This window comes from Agrobacterium sp. rho-13.3 (assembly GCF_033957765.2).
GTDB lineage: Bacteria > Pseudomonadota > Alphaproteobacteria > Rhizobiales > Rhizobiaceae > Agrobacterium.
In genome coordinates this window covers 446,500-463,631 of the sequence record NZ_CP192775.1, presented here as the reverse complement: position 1 = coordinate 463,631, position 17,132 = coordinate 446,500, and the positions used below count along the sequence as shown (strand labels likewise).

Genomic DNA, 17,132 nt, shown 5'->3' with positions numbered 1-17,132 from the left:
GTCAGGCGCTCCAGGCAAGAGGGTGAGAGGCGGTAGAGCGGGCAATATCAAGTGCTTCGGCAAGCTGCATGGTGCGCCTTTCCGCATAGGCGAGTTTGAGGGGAAAATCCGTACGGGCAAGGGCCCCGCGCGATTCCTTACGCAGCGACGTGAAGACGGCGATCAGCAAGGCGACAATGGCAGGATCGGAGGACGGCCCGTTGCCTTCGACCAGCGACAGCAGGTCGGCAATCGCTCCTTGGACCGCGCCGGCATTGCGAAGCACGCCGAGATGGCAGGATACGATTGGCCGGGCGGCGGATATGTCGGCATCTGGCGGCAGTTCTGCGTCTGATCCCTTCGTGCAGGGGCCAGCGGGGACGTCGCCAATATTCTGTGCCGCCCTCATGCCCACTACGGCCGCTTCCAGCAGCGAATTGCTGGCAAGCCGGTTGGCGCCGTGCAGGCCGGTCGAGGCCGCTTCGCCGACCACCCAAAGCCCGTTGAGCGAAGTGCGGCCTCTCACATCCGTTGCTACGCCGCCCATGTGATAATGGACGGCTGGCCGCACGGGAATAAGATCCTTGGATGCATCGATGCCGGCTTCGCGACAGAGCGCATCGATCATCGGAAAGCGGCTGGCGAACCGATTGCCGAGAGCTTTGCTCGCGTCGAGGAAAACTCTGCCACCACGAGCGATCTCGGCGCTGATGGCCCTCGCCACCACATCTCGTGCGGCAAGTTCGGCGCCAGGCTCGCGGGCAAGAAAACGGTCGCCCTTTTCGTTGACCAGGATCGCACCCTCGCCGCGCACCGCTTCGCTGATCAAGGCCAGCGGCGTGCGTTTGGAGTCGAGGGCGGTCGGGTGGAATTGCACGAATTCCATGTCCGTGAGTTCAGCTCCGGCACGGGCCGCGAGCATGATGCCTTGGCCGTAGTTTCCGGTTGGGTTGGTGGTGGCGTGATAAAGCCCGCCGAGGCCACCTGTCGCCAGTGCGACCCGTGACGTCGGCAGGATCGCCGCGCCGGTGGCCGTTGCGCAAAGCAGGCCGGACACCGCGCCACCGTCCATGATGATCCTGCGGACTTCGACCCCAGAGAGCACCGTGATCGACGGCGTTTTCAAGACGGCTTCTAACAATGCGCGAACGATGGCCGCGCCGGAACCATCACCTTCCACATGCACGATACGGCGGCGGGAATGGGCGGCTTCCAACCCGAGCGCCAAGACCCCATCCGCCGCTCTATCAAAACGGACGCCGAACTTTTCCAGCATGGCGATGGCATGCGGTGCTTCGCTGAGGATCGAAGCGGAAACGGCCGGATCACAGAGCCCGTCACCAGCGGCGAGTGTATCGGCGAGATGCAGGTCCGCGCTGTCGTCGGCACCAACACTCGCGGCAATGCCGCCCTGCGCCCAGGCGCTGGAGGTTTCGGCGCCGAGTCCGGCGCGGGTCACGATGACCACGGGCTGCGGCGCCAGCGTCAGCGCCGTCACCAACCCCGCCAACCCGCTGCCGACGATCGCGATGCGGCCGGTGAGATGGCCGAGGACCTCGGTCATATCGCTAGCATCCTTTCCACAGCGCGCCGCGCGGCAACCGCAATCGACGGATCGACGGTCACTTCGTAGCGATTTTCCTCCAGTGCCTGACGGATGTTGCCAAGTGTGATGCGCTTCATATGCGGGCAAAGATTGCAGGGCCGTACGAACTCCACGTCCGGATGATGCACGGCGATGTTGTCGCTCATCGAACATTCCGTCAGCAACACGACGCGGGTTGGCTTTTTCTGGCCTACATAATCGGACATCACCGCCGTCGAACCGGCGAAATCGGCTTCGGCGACGACCTCCGGCGGGCATTCCGGATGCGCGAGCACGATAATGCCCGGATACACTTCACGCAGATCGCGGATATCCTGGGCGTTGAACAACTCATGCACTTCGCAATGGCCACGCCAGGCGATGATCTCGATATTGGTTTCCCGTGCCACGTTCTGCGCTAGATATTCGTCCGGGATCATCAGCACTTTCGGCACGCCGAGCGACTCGACCACCTGCTTGGCGTTGCCCGAGGTGCAGCAGATATCCGACGCGGCCTTCACCGCGGCCGACGTGTTTACATAGGTGATGATCGGCACGCCCGGATGCGCCAGCCGTAACAGCGCAATGTCTTCCGGTGTGATGGAATCGGCAAGCGAACAGCCTGCCGCCATATCTGGGATCAGCACCGTCTTTGTCGGATTGAGCAGTTTGGCGGTCTCCGCCATGAAATGCACGCCGGCCAGAACGATGACGTCCGCATCAACCTCGATTGCCTTGCGGGCCAGCGCCAGACTGTCGCCAACAATATCCGCTACGCCATGGAAAATCTCCGGCGTCTGGTAATTATGGGCGAGAATGACGGCGTTGCGGCGACGCTTCAAGTCGAGGATCGCTGCGATGTCGTCTTCATATGACATCCACTCTGCCTTGGGGATGACGTGGCTGACGCGATCGTAAAGCGACGGTACGGATGCCGGGGAATTCATGCGCAACTCCTTTTATACTCCAAGTGAGTATATCTGGGATGGAGAGATATTCTCGATTCGAGTTTATGTCAATTGCGTGAAAGCGGAAGTTTTGAACCGGAGAGCGCGCGTTCCTCGAGGACCGCGTGGCGATAGCGGAAAAGCTTGGCCGGACGGCCGCCGGTCTCGCTGGTCATCTGCCCAGTTTCCTCGATCAGCTCCTGTTGATCGATCAACCGGCGGAAATTCGGCTTGTGCAGGGTCAGCCCGGCCAGCGCCTCGACGGTGTGCTGCAATTGTAGAAGTGTGAAATTCTCCGGCATCAGTTCGAAGACCACCGGGCGGTATTTGATCTTAGCGCGCAGACGCGCAATGCCGGTCGCCAGGATACGGCGGTGATCGGCGAACATCGCGCGCCCGACGCCGTGCTCAGATGGACACCCGGCTTCGGTGACAAGACCAGCCTCGTATATGAGTTCGTACCGTTGCAGAGTGAGGTCTTCATTCCAGGCGGCGCCATTCAGCCCGAAAGCGAAATTCACAAGTCGCTGGCGATGGTCGCGACGCGCCGGTTCGGCCGCTGCCCAGTGCAGCAGTCGTTGGATTATGTCATCAAGAATATCCGGAGCCTTTTTGCGGCAGTCTTCCCATGGGAAATATTCGTACCAACTGTGCCAGCCCGGCTTGCCGGCGCCGGGCGCGGCCTGCTCGCGAACCAGACCAAGGTAGCTGATCGAGATGGTCCGTTGGCCTGTATTGTCGTTAGTTCGGTCGCGGTCGGCAAAGGTATAGAGCTGCTCCAGATAACCGAGCGGATGCCCGGTCTGGTCGCCTACCCATTCCCTCAGTCCAGCCTGCAGGCTTCGATGCTCGAGTTCGAGCGGACCAGATGGCAGGGCTTCTCCAGAGCGGATCGTCATGACCTTCGGCTCGTTCCCCGTGACGGCGGTCAATACAGCTATGAGTTCGGCATTTGCCAGCCCAATCATTTGTGCACATCCTTATTTCTTTCAGGCGACGTGCTTCTTCTGACACAAGCCAACGTCACCGCCAACGCCGCACGCACGGAATACATGCGTGACGTCAAATCCCTTGAAACCCAAGTGTTAAACTACGGATTCCGGGCGGCGGGTGTTTTTTGACCGACTTACCGCTCCCGAATACGGACGAATGGTCAACTGCATGCCGGGGCGACGCGTGGTGTCGCGGTGATTTTCGGCGAATATCTCGCTGTTGCGGAGCAATCGATATCGCTTGCGCAAGCGTGAAGCTTCATGTCGTTTGGTAGGTAAACGGGCTCAGCTTGCTGCTTACGCCAGTATAGGCTTTGGCCAAGCTCTTTTAGACAACCAACTGTTTTGACCTAAAAGCAGATGGCCTGGACCCGGTGAAAGCCGGCTCCAACGACCTCTTAGCCAACGTAGCCAAAAGCCACAGGCGGTTCTGCTGCGGTTTCAACCCAAATACTTTTCGTCTGGGTGTAGGCCATCAGAGCATCCTTTCCGCTGGAGCGTCCGTAGCCGCTCTTTCCGAAGCCGCCGAAGGGAGACATGACGCTGATTGTCTTGTAGCCGTTGATCCAGAAGGTGCCAGCGCGAACCTGCGAGGCAACGCGGTGAGCCTTTGCGACATTCTGAGTCCAAACTGCTCCAGCAAGGCCGTATGGATTATTGTTGGCCAGCGTAATAGCCTCTTCTTCCGTGTCGAACGGCGTCACGCCGACGACCGGCCCGAAAACTTCTTCTCTCGAAAGAGTGGCATTCGGAGCAACGTTATCAAGAATAGTCGGCGCAAAATAGAAGCCGCCTGTTCCTTCCAAAGCCTGCGGACGTCCGCCGCCTGCGGCCAGCGTTGCGCCTTCACCCAGCCCCAATTCCACCATCTCGGCAATCTTGTTCCACTGACGTAGATTGTTGATCGGTCCGACATGCGTTGTGTCTTCAAACGGGTTTCCAACCGGTATTTTGTTAGTCGCCGATGCATATCGCTCAACGAATTTTTGATGGATTGAGCGATGGACAAGAAGGCGCGAACCGGCAACGCAGCTTTGTCCAGCACCACCGAAGATTGCTGACTGTGCACCGAGGATGGCACGGTCAATATCGGCATCGTTAAACACGATGTTTGCCGACTTGCCGCCAAGTTCGAGGATGCACGGCACGACACTTTTTGCCGCGGTCGCTGCGATGAGCGATCCGGCATGAGCTGAACCGACGAAGACTACAAGCCCGGTTTTGGAATGCTTGATGGCGGCCTGGCCTGCCGTCGTGCCTTGGCCTGAGATAACATTGACGAGGCCGCGCGGTGCGCCAGCACGTTCGCACAGGGCACCCAAAATGAGTGTGCTGAGCGGCGTCAATTCGGACGGCTTGATGACGACACCGTTTCCAGCGCAGATGGCTGGCGCGATCTGCCAGCCACCGGTGAATAGCGGCGCATTCCAGGGTGTGATCTGGACCACAACACCAATCGGCTCATTGCGCGTGTAGTTGAGATGCGAGGTCGGAACCGGAATGACCTCGCCATGCAGCTTGTCGCACCATCCAGCGTAATATTCGAACATCTCCGCGACTTTGATCGCTTCGCCACGGATATCGCGGATGGGTCGACCGGCAGAGCGGCTTTCGATTTCAGCAATGGCAGCCGCATTTTCGCGGATTTGGCGGCCGATTTCGAACATGATGCGGCCACGAGCCGATGCGGTGAGCTTCATCCACTCGCGTTGCGCCGTGCCCGAAGCCTCCATCGCGAGGTCAATGACCGACTGATCGGCATCGTTGAACGTTGCGAAAACCCTGCCGGAAGATGGATCGGTCAGGTTGAGCGTTTCGCCAGCGCCGTGAACGATTTCACCGTTTACGAAGCTGCCGATTTCCTCTGTCTTGAAAAAGTCGTTGAAAATTTGACGAACGCGCGGACCCTGATCCTGTATTATATCCATAGTGCCCATAATCTTAAGTCCTTATTTCGAAGATGGTTTGAAGGCGCCCATGCGCGTGAAGTCATCACTGTCCTCGAGATTGGACGACCCTGCCCAAAGCTTGGCCACCAGCTCGGCCATCGGAAGCTCTGCACCCTTGCTTTGCGCCAATTCGCTGGCGAGCCGAACATCCTTGCGCATCAAGCCCATGGAAAAGCCGCTATCGAAGCGGTCCGACATGACCCAAGTGGGGAAGTGGACTTCGCTGATCATCGATTTGCCAGAGGCAGCGTTCAGCACGCGCAGCGCAGCTTCGGGATCAATACCGCCAGCAAGCGCAAGCTTGAGTGCCTCGCCGGTGGTGATCATATGTGCCGCTGCCAGAAGATTGTTGACCAGCTTTGCAACATTTCCTGCACCGCTCGCACCCACGTGCAACGCCTTGGCAGACAAGGCTTCGATGACTGGACGGGCAAAAGCGACGTCTTCGTCTGATCCGCCAATCATCATGGTCAGTTTGCCGGTAGCCGCACTAGCGGGTCCACCGCTGACCGGTGCATCAAGGAAGCCGTGGCCAAGTGTGGAAAGGCGACTTGCCAGTTCCCGGCTGACATCAGGCTCGGAGGTAGATGTATCGATAATGATGATGTGTGTACCGTCTCGTTCCTGAAGGATATCGATATGTTGATTGACGACAGCCGCCACATCCTTGGCCGTCGGCAGGGAGAATACGAGAAAATCACTCGTTTCAAATGCAGCAGCGATGGTGTCGAGCGGCTCGATTGCCGATTTGGCGGCAAGGTTGCGACGCTCTTCCGAGAGATCGAAACCGAGTGTACGGAAGCCTTTGGACGCTAGAGTCTGGGCCATTCCAATGCCCATGCTGCCGAGGCCGATAACCCCTACCGTCGTCTGTGTGTCTGCCGACATTCAAGTCCCCTTACAAGAGCGCTATGCTCTGCTGATTTTGTCTGGGGAGACCCTCTCATCTTCATCAAGGGGCGGGTAGTCGGAGTGTCGGGAACGACGCGTTGCCGCAACAGCAACGCATTCTTCAAAGTTTGAAAGCAGCCATCGCCACGGCAAGATGGCTTGCAAGACGATCGACCGAAGCAGGTAGTCTCCGACGAGATTTGACGAGAAGATGGGCGCTAGCCTGTGCTAAAAGAGGATCGCTCAGCTCAACAACGCCCAGCGCAGAGCGGGACAGTTCCGTCGATACGGCAAAGTTTGGCAGGAAGGTCACACCAAGCTCGGCCATCACGAAACGGCGCAGCACATCGATTGATGGCGTTTCCACCATGGGTGCCACAGCAATTCCGCAATCTGCGGCCACACGGCCGACAAGCTGGGTAACGCCATGACCTTTGCTCAGAAGGGCATAGCGGCTTTCTGCCAAGCAATCCTGTAGCATGACCGTTTTACGTGTCAAAAGCGGATGTCCATTTGGTGCCACAAGGCAAAGCGGCTGGCGAGAAATTGCCAGGGATCGCACACGAGTATCGATGACCGGGTTATAGGCGACGCCGATATCGGTATCGCCATTAGCAACATTGTCCAGCACGTCATCGGTGCTGCCGAGCGTTAGCGAATAAGCCACCATGGGGTAGATATTCACAAAACTTTTCAGGCCGTGTTCGATCATGTCGCCGAGAAAGCCTTCACCACAGCAGATGCGAATGCGGGCCTGCTGAACGCTACGCAGTTGATCGAGCTGTTCGGACAAAAGATTTCTGTCCTCGATGACCCGCTGTGCATGTTCCAGCACCAGCTTTCCGGCATCGGTAAGTTCCACGCCGCGGCTGCTGCGCTCGAAAAGTGTCAGGCCGACATTTTTCTCGGTTTCGGCGATCTGGCGGCTTACAACGGATGCAGCGACATGCAGAAGTTCTGCTGCACTTCGGATCGAACCCGTTCGCACGACGGCGGTGAACATCCGCAGAGCTTTGGCGTCAAGCGTTTCCATCAGGGCATATGTCGCGGATCGGGTGATCCTGTCAATGAACGCGGAGCCGGGTACACTATATCAATCATGCCGCCTTCAACTGATCCTGAACGAGCGATATCCACATGTTGGCTCCAAGCGGTAGTAGAGCATCGTTGAAGTCGAAATAAGGAGAGTGCAGGCCGGGATTATTTCCGCGCTTCTTCGCGCCAAGCCAGAAATAGCAGCCTCGCTTTTCTCGCAGCATGAAGGAGAAATCTTCCGCCGCCATGCTCGGGTCCGCATCAGTGACTGTTACGCCAGCAACATTCGGCGCGACATTGCGGATGATCGCGGCGAAAGCTGGGTCATTGATGGTTGCGGGGTAGCGGTGCATGTAATCGACATCCGCTACGCAATCGAATGCGGAGGAGATGGCGTTTGCAAGCGCGGTGAGGCGCGTCTCTATCTTCACGCCAACATGCTCATCGAACCAGCGGGTCGTGCCTCGGATGACAACCTCTTCTGGTATGACGTTCCAAGCATCACCACCATGAACCTGCGTTGCAGATACGACCGCGCTTTGCAGCGGCGAAACGTTGCGGCTTGCAATCGTCTGAAGCGCCGAGACGATCTGTGATGCAGCAACGATGGGGTCTGCGCCTTCATGCGGCATGGCACCATGGGCGCCGCGCCCTTTGACCTTGATCTCGAAGGTGCCGAATGCAGCCATCATTTCGCTGTCGCGGGCCACGCACTGGCCGAGTTCTAGCGCAGGCCAATTGTGCATCCCGTAGATGCCATCCATGGCAAAGTCCCGGAAGAGGCCGTCCCCGACCATGGCGCGACCGCCGCCCTCATTTTCCTCAGCGGGCTGGAAGACGAAATGCACCGTGCCATCGAATGTCTGCGACGAAAGCGATTTCGCAGCGGCGAGCGCCATCGCAACATGGCCATCATGACCGCATGCATGCATTTTTCCCGCTGTGCGAGACACGTAATCGGCACCGCTTTTTTCTAGGATCGGCAAGGCATCGATATCGGCGCGAATGCCGATGGCTTTTGATGAGCTACCCCGGCTAAGGCTGCCGATAAGGCCGGTTTTGCCATAGCCCGTTTTTACGGCGTAGCCCCATTCCGCCAGTCTTGCAGCTATGAAAGCAGAGGTTTCGATTTCTTCAAACCCAAGCTCAGGGTTCCGGTGCAGATGATGCCGCCAGTTGACGGCCTCCACGATTTCCGAGTTTTGAAGAAATTTCTGCACCGGCTTTCCTTTCCAAAGCAATACCGGCCGCACTTGATATGCGACCGGCTCATTTTCTTACTGACCTGTGATCCGCAGCGAAAAATCTGCAATCACCACTGAACCCATATAGGTTCCGAACATAACGCAGATCGCAACGATAACGATCTTCCAGCCCGACTTTCTGGCGATGTCAAACTCACCTTTGGTCAAAGCAAGGCCACCGTAAGCGAGTGCTGGCGTTGCGAGTGCGAGAAAGTTCAGAAGGTTTACCTTTTCAAGAACCCATGCGGTGCCAGGAATGAAAGGCAAGGTCACGATGATCGCTAGAAGCGAGGTCCAGGCGACACCGGGAAGATAGAATGGCATGTAGCGCGCCATAATCAGGCCTGCGACGGATACCAGATAAAGGATCGTCATGCCCGGTAGTGCAGTCAACGGGTCAACACCGGTGCCGACCCAGTTTGCAACAAGCCCGATTCCGCAGGCAATCAGCAGCAGGCTGGAGTAACGGGCGAGATCGACTTTGCGCTCATCTTCAGCGTGGGCCGGAATCTGTTCCTCAAGAGAAGAGGTTTGGGCGGGGTTCATGCTCATTTGCTCTCTCCTTTAACAGTCCAGTTTGCCGGATCATTCGGACGCGACTTCTTGTAAAGCCATTCTGTCAGCGGAAGGGCGACGAACAGGCCGACATAAAGACCCGTTGCATAGGTCAGGATGTTGCTGGCGGCAGCGAGTGCGAGGATAATGTCTTTGTTCTCGGGGAGAACTGAGACGAGGCTTCCCGTGCAGGCCGCAAGCATGCTTCCTGAGCCGACACCGCAGGACATGGCCAGCGCACGGTAATCGAACCAGCCGAGAGACTGGATGAGCGGCGGCATGATGGCGAATACGAAGGTGCCGATCAGCGTTCCCGTAGCGTAAACGCCCATGGCGCCAGCGCCTTCGGGGCTGTTGAGACCATACCGATCCGCGATGACCGCGAGGTTTGGTTCACGGTCGATGGAATAGGTCGCGCCAATCGATTCACGGCCCATCTTCAAGAGGAAAACCGCAATGGGGAAAGCGACGACGATCGTCCCGAGATTACCGATCTCCTGAACGATAAGCGCCGGTCCAGCCTCGATGATCTTGTCGATCTGCGGCCCGACGGTGGTGCCGAACTTCGCGATAAATGGCATGATGGCAATAGTGATCATCGTACCGGATAATTTGACAGCGCTTGGGGGGATGAGCGCCGCAGTCTTTTTCAATATGTGCGGGTTGAGCGCGATACCAAGCGCGAAGGCATAAAGAATTGGTAGGAACACGACGGTGCCGATGCCAATTGGCAGTCTCAGTATGCCGATGAATTCTGCGACGATGACGATGGCCAGCACGATGCCGTGAAGCCACCATCCTTCTAAGGATGTGTTGGTCATATGGTATTGTCCCTCTGGTCGATGCGGCCCTGATATTTGTTTTTGTCATCCGCTTAACGAAATTATGATCCGGGTGAGGAAGATGGGAAGTGCGGATGCAAGCAACGAAGCGTTGCGAGCGCAGCAACGCAGCCAAACCAGTATTGCTGTAACGGTGCAGGTCTGAAAGCGTTTCGTTTGCATATCCACATACTAAGCCGAGCTGCCTTCGCCTGGATGTTCAGCTTAACCTTTATCGGCTAGCGCCGACTGCGTTCAATACCCGAAAGCTCCATTCGAGCGAAGCTAACCTCCAAGACCTCATAGTGCCAGATCATCGCTTGGATGGCCCGGTTCGCGAAATCAGTTGGCCGGACGCACACCATGAAACAGCTAGCTACGCTCGTATTTTCTTATCAAGTCGCTAAGCTGCTTCGTTTAAACAAGGGCTTTTGCTTGTTTCAAGAAGCTTTGGAACTGCTCTTCCGGCACGAGTGAGCCACCCGTGGCCCACATGATATGCGTCACGTTTGAAAATCTCCCCTGACGCCCATGCCGCTCGGTGAATCGCTTTTCCCTCTATGTGGCGGACAATAAACTCCGGTCCACGGAGGCTGCGGTCGCAGAAGGCTCGAAGCGCCAGCCTTCGGTTTCGTGCGCTGCCAGCAGCATTTTAAAGAGGTCACGGTCTGAGACTGTGTACACTCCAGCCAGCATTTCGCGCATGACGGTGGCAACGAAGGCAGACATTCTGGCGACGGCCATCCCATCCGCCTCGGTTTTGTTCGTCAAACCGACGTCGTACACTGAAACCAGTTCTTCTTGTCCCGACATCATGTGCACCCTTCGACGGATGCGCCATTCAACGTGTACTTCTTTTCGCATAGGACGCCGGCGGCAGACCCGGTCAGGCAGAGGCGTTGGCGGGAGTTGCTAGCGCCCTACTATGTCGAGGCAGATCTCGATCCCGAGATCGAAACGACAGGAGCAGCGCGTGCGCCTTTTGATTCCGATTTCTGCGACGTTGTGGAAGAGTTCAGGCCGCCGATCGTCAGCTTCCATTTTGGACTGCCGGAAGCGGCGCTTGTCGAGCGCGTCAAGGCAACAGGCGCGAAGGTGATATCCTCAGCCACCACGGTGGCAGAGGCGGTCTGGCTGGAGACGAACGGGGTCGATGCCATCATTGCCATGGGTTTCGAAGCGGGCGGCCATCGCGGGAATTTCCTGACCGAAGACATGGCAACGCAGGTGGGAACGATGGCCCTGGTTCCCCAGGTGGTCGATGCGGTCAAGGTGCCTGTCATCGCGGCGGGAGGCATAGCCGACGGTCGGGGAGTTGCGGCCGCGTCGATGCTTGGGGCATCCGCAGTTCAGATCGGCACAGCCTATCTTTTCTGCCCGGAAGCGGGGATTTCATCGATACATGCGCAGGCGCTCGCCGGTGCCACCGATGACAACACGGCAATCACCAACCTGTTCACGGGCAGGGCCGCACGCGGCATCGTCAACCGGCTGATGCGTGAACTCGGTCCCCTGTCGGATGCCGCGCCTTCATTCCTCACCGCAGGGGCGGCGCTCGCCCCGATCCGCGCTAAGGCCGAGGCAGCGTCCAGGACTGACTTTACCAACCTCTGGTCAGGGCAGGCGGGAAGGCTCAGCCGGCGACTTCCCGCGAAAGATCTAACCAGAGCAATCTACGATCATGCGATCACGATACTTGGGCACCAAACAGGCGTTTGATTCGTGTTTGATCGGGTTACTACACCTGGCATGATGGCAGCGGCCTGAAGGAAGAAAACAACATCGCCCTCGTTAAGCGCGGCATGTCTCTGAATAATCTTCCAGCACCAGATCTATCGCTGCAATCATTCTCCTTATGGAGAACGTGTAACGAGTTGTACCCGATGGCTATGTCCTCATAATCGAGTTTGTTGCAATCCCTTTTCAGCCACCAAGCCAAGCTCGGACGCCCGAAATGTGTTGCTTCTCGAAAAGCAGATAAATTGCAGCCGCCCACTTTTGACGCGCGGGGTGTACGTCGTGGCCGACCTTTCACATCCTTTCAAGGCGAAATAGATTTACGATGGCGATCAAGATTTGTCGTTTGGCACTTAATCGTAAGAATGCGGCCATTCATCCAAGGTTGGGCATTTAAAATGAGGCCAGCGTGACGTGAATCCCGGTCCGGGACGACGATATAGCTAGACAACCTTCTGTAATCGTTGAGATTTGCAAAGGCATCGCGAGCGAGATGTTCATAATGAATATCGTGACGAATCTCAAATTAAGTGGCAAGTGCTGATCGAAAATCTCGAATTAAGTGCCAAATCTCAAATTATGTGCAGCGCTAAGTATATGTTTTCGTTGGAATCGTTGTCTCACCATTAAATGCCAAACGACAACATCGATGAGACCCCTTTTTTTGCCCCGAAAGATAAAAGGCTTGGCCGCTTTGCATAACATCAAGCTTTAATATTCGCAGATATGCGTGTCGGTCAAGCAAGCTTGCCTGTCTGCGCAGAGCATTCGACCCTATCGCAAGACCAGCTTCATACGGATCGTCTTGTCCGGCCGCAGCGTGACCTTCATGACCGGCTTAGGCGTTTGCGGTTCGATGGCGGCAAGCCGAACTTTTTGAAGCAGCACGGCGAGAATGGCGACAGCTTCCATCACGGCGAATGCATTGCCAATACAGACCCGAGGCCCCGCGCCGAATGGCATATAGGCGTAGCGATGTCGTGCCTTGGCAGCCTCCGGTGTGAAGCGATCAGGGTCAAAGATCTCCGCGTCCTGCCAGAGCGACGCGTGGTGATGGACCGCGTAAATCGGTACAATGAGCACTGTGCCCGCCGGGATCAGGTATTCACCCAGCCGGAAATCCTCGAGAGCGGTTCTGGTAATGATAGGGGCGGGCGGATAGAGGCGCATTGCCTCGGAAAACACTTGCCGTGTGTAGACCAGCTTCGAAACGTCATCCGCAGTTACCGGCCGGCCTTGCGTAACTTTATCGATTTCGGACAGCACCTTGCGCTCGACGTCGGGGTTACGGGACAGAAGATCGAATGTCCACGCAAGCCCCAGCGCCGTCGTCTCGTGGCCTGCCGTGATGAAGGTCATAAGGTTATCTACGATCTCCGCATCTGTCATCGTTCTGTCGGTTTCAAGATCTGATGCCGACAGAAGCATGTTCACGAGATCACAGCGGTCATCCGGGCTTTTCCGCCTCTCCTCGATGACGCTCTGGAGACTCGAACGGAGAAACGTGACGGCTGCCTTCGCCTTACTGCGACCGGGGTAGGGTAACCACTCGGGCGCGTGCACAAGTCCAAGTGCGAACGCCCAACCGGTCGGCCTTAGGAAGTCGGAGATACCTGTCTCGACCTTTCCGACATCGATGCCATGGCCGCCGGACATCATCGTGTCGACGATAATGTCGAACGTCGTGCGCATCATCTCGTGGCCGACATCGAGCGTGCCTTGTCCATTTTCTAGCCACCTGTCGCGGGTCCGTTCGGCCACTGCAATCATTGCAGGCTGCAACCCAAGAAGCTTGTCATGCCGAAAGGCGCCTGCGACCGATTGGCGTTGCCACTTCCAATGCGCGCCGTCGGCTGTCAAAAGGCCCTGACCGAGGGCCGGACCCAACGCTCGTCGAACCTGGTCGCCTTTTCCCAACGAGTCCGCATTTTTGACCAGCGCTTCATGGATCAAAGCCGGGTCTGCTAGATAGACCTTTATCTCCCCTGCGGTCTTCGAGAACACGAGCGGTTCTGTGAAGATCGAAGGCGGCAGAGCATCCAGCGGGTTGCGAACGATCGCCACCAGTGCGCCAAGTGTCGACTGTGGCGTTAGTGGAAAGCGCGTTTTTAGCTCGTTGTTACTATCAATGGCCGTGTCCATGCTTGAATCCTTGATTGCCGCCTGGCGATGCAGTACCCATTTAAGGTAACCGCCTTAAAACAATTGAGGTGTTTACCTTAGATTTGCAAGGGCGATTCATGGCTAGAGGTGATAATACGGAGGGGGGAAGACGTGTCAGTACGCGTGACCGGATCCTAGAAGCCACTCTTATCCTTTTCAACGACAGGGGACCGGACCGGGTCGCGACCGCGGAAATAGCGCGCACCGTCGGCATCAACGAAGGCAACCTCTACTATTACTTCAAAACGAAGGAAGCGCTTCTCGAGGCCCTGTTCAAGAAATTGGAGGCGGATGCATCTGCGTTTATGACGGACGCGAGTTCGAATACTGCCACGGACCCTGGTATCTATTCGACCTTTATGCGGCGCTGGTTCTCGATCATCTGGGCCCACAGATACCTTTTCAGAGATTTGCCCAGCATAATTGCCATTGCGCCGTCCCTGCGTGAACCAACGCATGTGCTGAGCATTGGGATGCGGCTTGTCGTGGAAGGGATGCTCCAGCAAATGACCGCCGCCGACTTGATGGACGTTCCGGTGGACGACGCGCCTCAACTGCTTGCCAATGTCTGGATCGTATCGACCTACTGGGCCGTATACCTCAGCTTGCAGGAAGGTATCGACGATCTGACGCCAGAGCATCTTGACTGGGGACTGAAGCAGGTTGCGAGCCTGTTCAAGCCATACCTATCGGAGTTGGGGAAGGGCGAGCTACAGATCATGCTCGATCGCTCCTTTGCGCAGGAAAAACTGCCTTGATCAAAACGCAGCACTATTTCCAGCTGGTATAGTCGGCAGCAACGCATCCGAACGGCGCTCGATCCTGACCGAAACGGTTCTTCAGCTTACTGCATCCCCATTCATTCAATGGCGCCGGCATCAGGTTGTTGATGTCCATGCCCGGAGACTGAAACTGCGTATCGGAGATCGTCACATACCAGAGCCAGAAACCGAACACGCCGACGATAATGAGGACCAGCACCCCTAAGAAAATCTGAAGTCGCTTCCAGATCGACATTGTCTTGTTCAGCGTATCGACCACAACCGGCTTCTGACCGTCGTCGTACAGGGCTTCAAACGGCGCCAACGCCGCCGTCCACTCTTCGTTCGTCAGCGACACACGCTGAAGGCCACTATCGAGCAGTACCGGCAGAGCAGTTTTGCCGTGCCTGACGGCCAATCCGACGGGTTTGCCATTGGCAGCGCCGACAATCAGTGGCTCCTGGGCTTGCTTCATGCGTGTGTAGGACGAACGTCCGGTCTTATCACTGGCAATCTTATCGTTGTAAGTAATGGAGAGGACGTCGCGTTTGCGATCAAATGCGGTAATCTCAACGGGCACGGGCATGAGCACAGCCGGTTGGCGCAACTGGCCTTTGACCCGCCAGATGCGCAACGTTAAGAATATCATTCCAACGCCCATTCCGCCCAAAAGAACAGTTAGGATGGACAGCGTGATGATCCGGTTCCAGAGCTTATCCAGGCCAAGGCTCATCGTCGCCAATTCCGGATGGTCCGCGGAAATGACCACGCCGGTCTCATAGTCGCCCATATGGAAATCGACGAACATTACTTCGACTTCGGTATCGTAATTTTGGCCGTTGTAGCTGTAGATCAAACGAGCTTCGCAGTCGGTGAAGATGGCTTTTCGGGTGGTGCACCGGCCATTTTGAACGTCGCCGTTGTCCAAAGCCAACGGGTTTTGACTGATCTGGAAGTCGCGGTAGATACCTGGGGCTTCCCAGACAAACAGAAAGATAGCCAGCAGAAGGATGACGGGGGTCGACCAGAAGTATGCCCGCGGCGTCGAGATAACGTCCGGGGCTAACGAGAGCGCGCGATTGGGGAGGTTGAGTGAGGGCGTCAAAATCTGTGCCTTTCGATATTTTTCTGCTGAAATAGATCACGGAATGTCAAAGTACGACCCACAGGCCGCGATCCGATGTATTCGAACAGCTTAGAGCGCACCAGAGTGCTGATATCGCGCCATGCGGTTTTCAAACTGACTGTCAAAGTCAGTACGATATCTTTCGCGTCTAGGCGGTCGCTGCGTTTATCAGTCCAGAACCAATTGTTGTCGCTAATTCAATACTAGTGATTCAGGGGCAACCTTGGGCTCACATTGGCCCGCACCACATTATAAAGTTGACGTGCGACAAGTTTCATGTTTACTTGCGGCATCTAACTGGGTATCGGGAGGCCTACCAGTTCGGACATGTGATTGTCAGGCCCAGCCAAATTTTGTCCCGGGAGGACTGAATGAAATTTAACGGCTTTAAGACTCTTCTCGCCTCTGCTGCTTTCTCGCTCGTGGCGGTTTCCGCATACGCAGATGGCATCGGCGCATCCCTGCTCACACAGCAGCACCCATTCTACATCGAGCTCGCCAAGGCGATGACCGATGAAGCCAAGGCCAAGAATGTGCCTCTGGAAATTTCCGTCGCCAATCAGGACCTCAACAAGCAGCTTTCCGACGTTGAAGACTTCATCGTCAAGGGCGTTGACGTTATTATCATCTCGCCGGTTGACAGCCAGGGTGTCATCTCCGCGATCGCTCGCGCCAATGCGGCGGGCATCAAGGTCATCACCGTCGATGTACCTGCAACTGGCGTACCCGTCGCATCCTATGTCGGCACCGACAACTTTGCAGGGGGCGTGAAGGCAGGCGAGTTGATGGCCGAAAAGCTCGGCGGCAAGGGCAAGGTTGCGATCATCGACTACCCGCTCGTTCAATCTGTTGTAAACCGCGTCAACGGCTTCAAGGAAGCCATTGCCAAGCACCCGGACATTCAGATCGTTTCGATCCAGACCGGCATCACCCGCGCAGAAGCGCTAGCCGTTGCCCAGAACATGCTTCAGGCCGACCCTGAAATTACAGGCATCTTCGGCTTCGGCGATGATGCAGCGCTGGCCGCCGCGGTTGCCGTCAAGGCGGCGGGCCTACAGGATAAGGTCAAGGTGATCGGCTTCGACGGCATGGAAGAAGCACGCAACGCTGTAGATGCCGATCCGGTCATGGTTGGCGTGATCCAGCAGTTCCCCGACCAGCTCGGCAAGACCGCTGTCGACACCGCCGTCAAGGTGATCGCAGGTGAGGAAGTTCCGGCAGAACAGCCGATCGTTCCAGGCGTCTACACCAAGAAGTAACAACTCCCAGGACGGCCCGCGCCTTAAAGTGCGCGGGCTGGACACGTCCGGTGGTCCCACGATGTTCAGCGTGGAACCACCGTTTCGA

General features: G+C 56.9%; 14 protein-coding genes and 1 pseudogene. 3 read left to right on the top strand and 12 right to left on the bottom strand.

The window, feature by feature from the left end; translation table 11 throughout:
• Nucleotide 1: 1 nt before the first annotated feature.
• The 10 genes from RMR16_RS16980 to RMR16_RS16935 form a co-directional block, all read right to left on the bottom strand.
• On the bottom strand, nucleotides 2–1,543 hold the full coding sequence (locus RMR16_RS16980; RefSeq protein WP_320199844.1) for an L-aspartate oxidase: 1,542 nt from the start codon (nucleotides 1,541–1,543) through the stop codon (nucleotides 2–4).
• The gene (nadA, locus tag RMR16_RS16975; protein WP_320199843.1) at nucleotides 1,540–2,511 is read right to left on the bottom strand and encodes a quinolinate synthase NadA; all 972 of its coding nucleotides are present in this window, start codon (nucleotides 2,509–2,511) and stop codon (nucleotides 1,540–1,542) included. The genes RMR16_RS16980 and nadA overlap by 4 nt, the downstream gene beginning before the upstream one ends.
• A gap of 68 nt (nucleotides 2,512–2,579) precedes the next feature.
• Complete coding sequence (locus tag RMR16_RS16970; RefSeq protein WP_320199842.1) at nucleotides 2,580–3,479, bottom strand: NUDIX hydrolase; 900 nt, start codon at nucleotides 3,477–3,479, stop codon at nucleotides 2,580–2,582.
• 422 nt (nucleotides 3,480–3,901) lie between these two features.
• Complete coding sequence (locus tag RMR16_RS16965) at nucleotides 3,902–5,440, bottom strand: aldehyde dehydrogenase family protein (RefSeq protein WP_320199841.1); 1,539 nt, start codon at nucleotides 5,438–5,440, stop codon at nucleotides 3,902–3,904.
• 12 nt (nucleotides 5,441–5,452) lie between these two features.
• Entirely contained in the window at nucleotides 5,453–6,340 is an 888-nt protein-coding gene (locus RMR16_RS16960) for an NAD(P)-dependent oxidoreductase (protein WP_320199840.1), read from the bottom strand.
• Between the two features lie 124 nt (nucleotides 6,341–6,464).
• Complete coding sequence (locus RMR16_RS16955; RefSeq protein ID WP_320199839.1) at nucleotides 6,465–7,376, bottom strand: LysR family transcriptional regulator; 912 nt, start codon at nucleotides 7,374–7,376, stop codon at nucleotides 6,465–6,467.
• Nucleotides 7,377–7,440: 64 nt separating this feature from the next.
• Nucleotides 7,441–8,598: a M20 aminoacylase family protein gene (locus tag RMR16_RS16950; protein ID WP_320199838.1), complete on the bottom strand. Its 1,158-nt coding sequence runs from the start codon at nucleotides 8,596–8,598 to the stop codon at nucleotides 7,441–7,443.
• Between the two features lie 57 nt (nucleotides 8,599–8,655).
• Nucleotides 8,656–9,174 carry a hypothetical protein gene (locus RMR16_RS16945; RefSeq protein WP_320199837.1) on the bottom strand — a complete coding sequence of 173 codons (519 nt, stop codon included), beginning with the start codon at nucleotides 9,172–9,174 and terminating at the stop codon, nucleotides 8,656–8,658.
• Nucleotides 9,171–9,998, bottom strand: coding sequence for a DUF3100 domain-containing protein (locus RMR16_RS16940; RefSeq protein WP_320199836.1), 828 nt, complete (start codon nucleotides 9,996–9,998; stop codon nucleotides 9,171–9,173). The genes RMR16_RS16945 and RMR16_RS16940 overlap by 4 nt, the downstream gene beginning before the upstream one ends.
• 558 nt (nucleotides 9,999–10,556) lie before the next feature.
• Nucleotides 10,557–10,814 carry a hypothetical protein gene (locus tag RMR16_RS16935; protein ID WP_320199835.1) on the bottom strand — a complete coding sequence of 86 codons (258 nt, stop codon included), beginning with the start codon at nucleotides 10,812–10,814 and terminating at the stop codon, nucleotides 10,557–10,559.
• Between RMR16_RS16935 and RMR16_RS16930 the strand changes: the two are divergent.
• Nucleotides 10,809–11,717, top strand: a pseudogene (locus RMR16_RS16930) (NAD(P)H-dependent flavin oxidoreductase); the annotation flags it as partial. The gene RMR16_RS16935 and the pseudogene RMR16_RS16930 overlap by 6 nt on opposite strands.
• A gap of 792 nt (nucleotides 11,718–12,509) precedes the next feature.
• Here RMR16_RS16930 and RMR16_RS16925 read toward each other — a convergent pair.
• Nucleotides 12,510–13,877: a cytochrome P450 gene (locus tag RMR16_RS16925; RefSeq protein ID WP_320199834.1), complete on the bottom strand. Its 1,368-nt coding sequence runs from the start codon at nucleotides 13,875–13,877 to the stop codon at nucleotides 12,510–12,512.
• Between the two features lie 98 nt (nucleotides 13,878–13,975).
• Here RMR16_RS16925 and RMR16_RS16920 point away from each other — a divergent pair, with 98 nt between their 5' ends.
• Nucleotides 13,976–14,656: a TetR/AcrR family transcriptional regulator gene (locus RMR16_RS16920; protein ID WP_320199833.1), complete on the top strand. Its 681-nt coding sequence runs from the start codon at nucleotides 13,976–13,978 to the stop codon at nucleotides 14,654–14,656.
• Between the two features lie 13 nt (nucleotides 14,657–14,669).
• On the opposite strand, the gene RMR16_RS16915 is transcribed toward RMR16_RS16920, so the two are convergent.
• Nucleotides 14,670–15,764 carry a hypothetical protein gene (locus tag RMR16_RS16915; protein WP_413785991.1) on the bottom strand — a complete coding sequence of 365 codons (1,095 nt, stop codon included), beginning with the start codon at nucleotides 15,762–15,764 and terminating at the stop codon, nucleotides 14,670–14,672.
• Nucleotides 15,765–16,156: 392 nt separating this feature from the next.
• Here RMR16_RS16915 and RMR16_RS16910 point away from each other — a divergent pair, with 392 nt between their 5' ends.
• Nucleotides 16,157–17,044, top strand: a complete 888-nt coding sequence (locus RMR16_RS16910) for a substrate-binding domain-containing protein (protein ID WP_320199832.1) — start codon at nucleotides 16,157–16,159, stop codon at nucleotides 17,042–17,044.
• The last annotated feature ends 88 nt before the right edge of the window (nucleotides 17,045–17,132 follow it).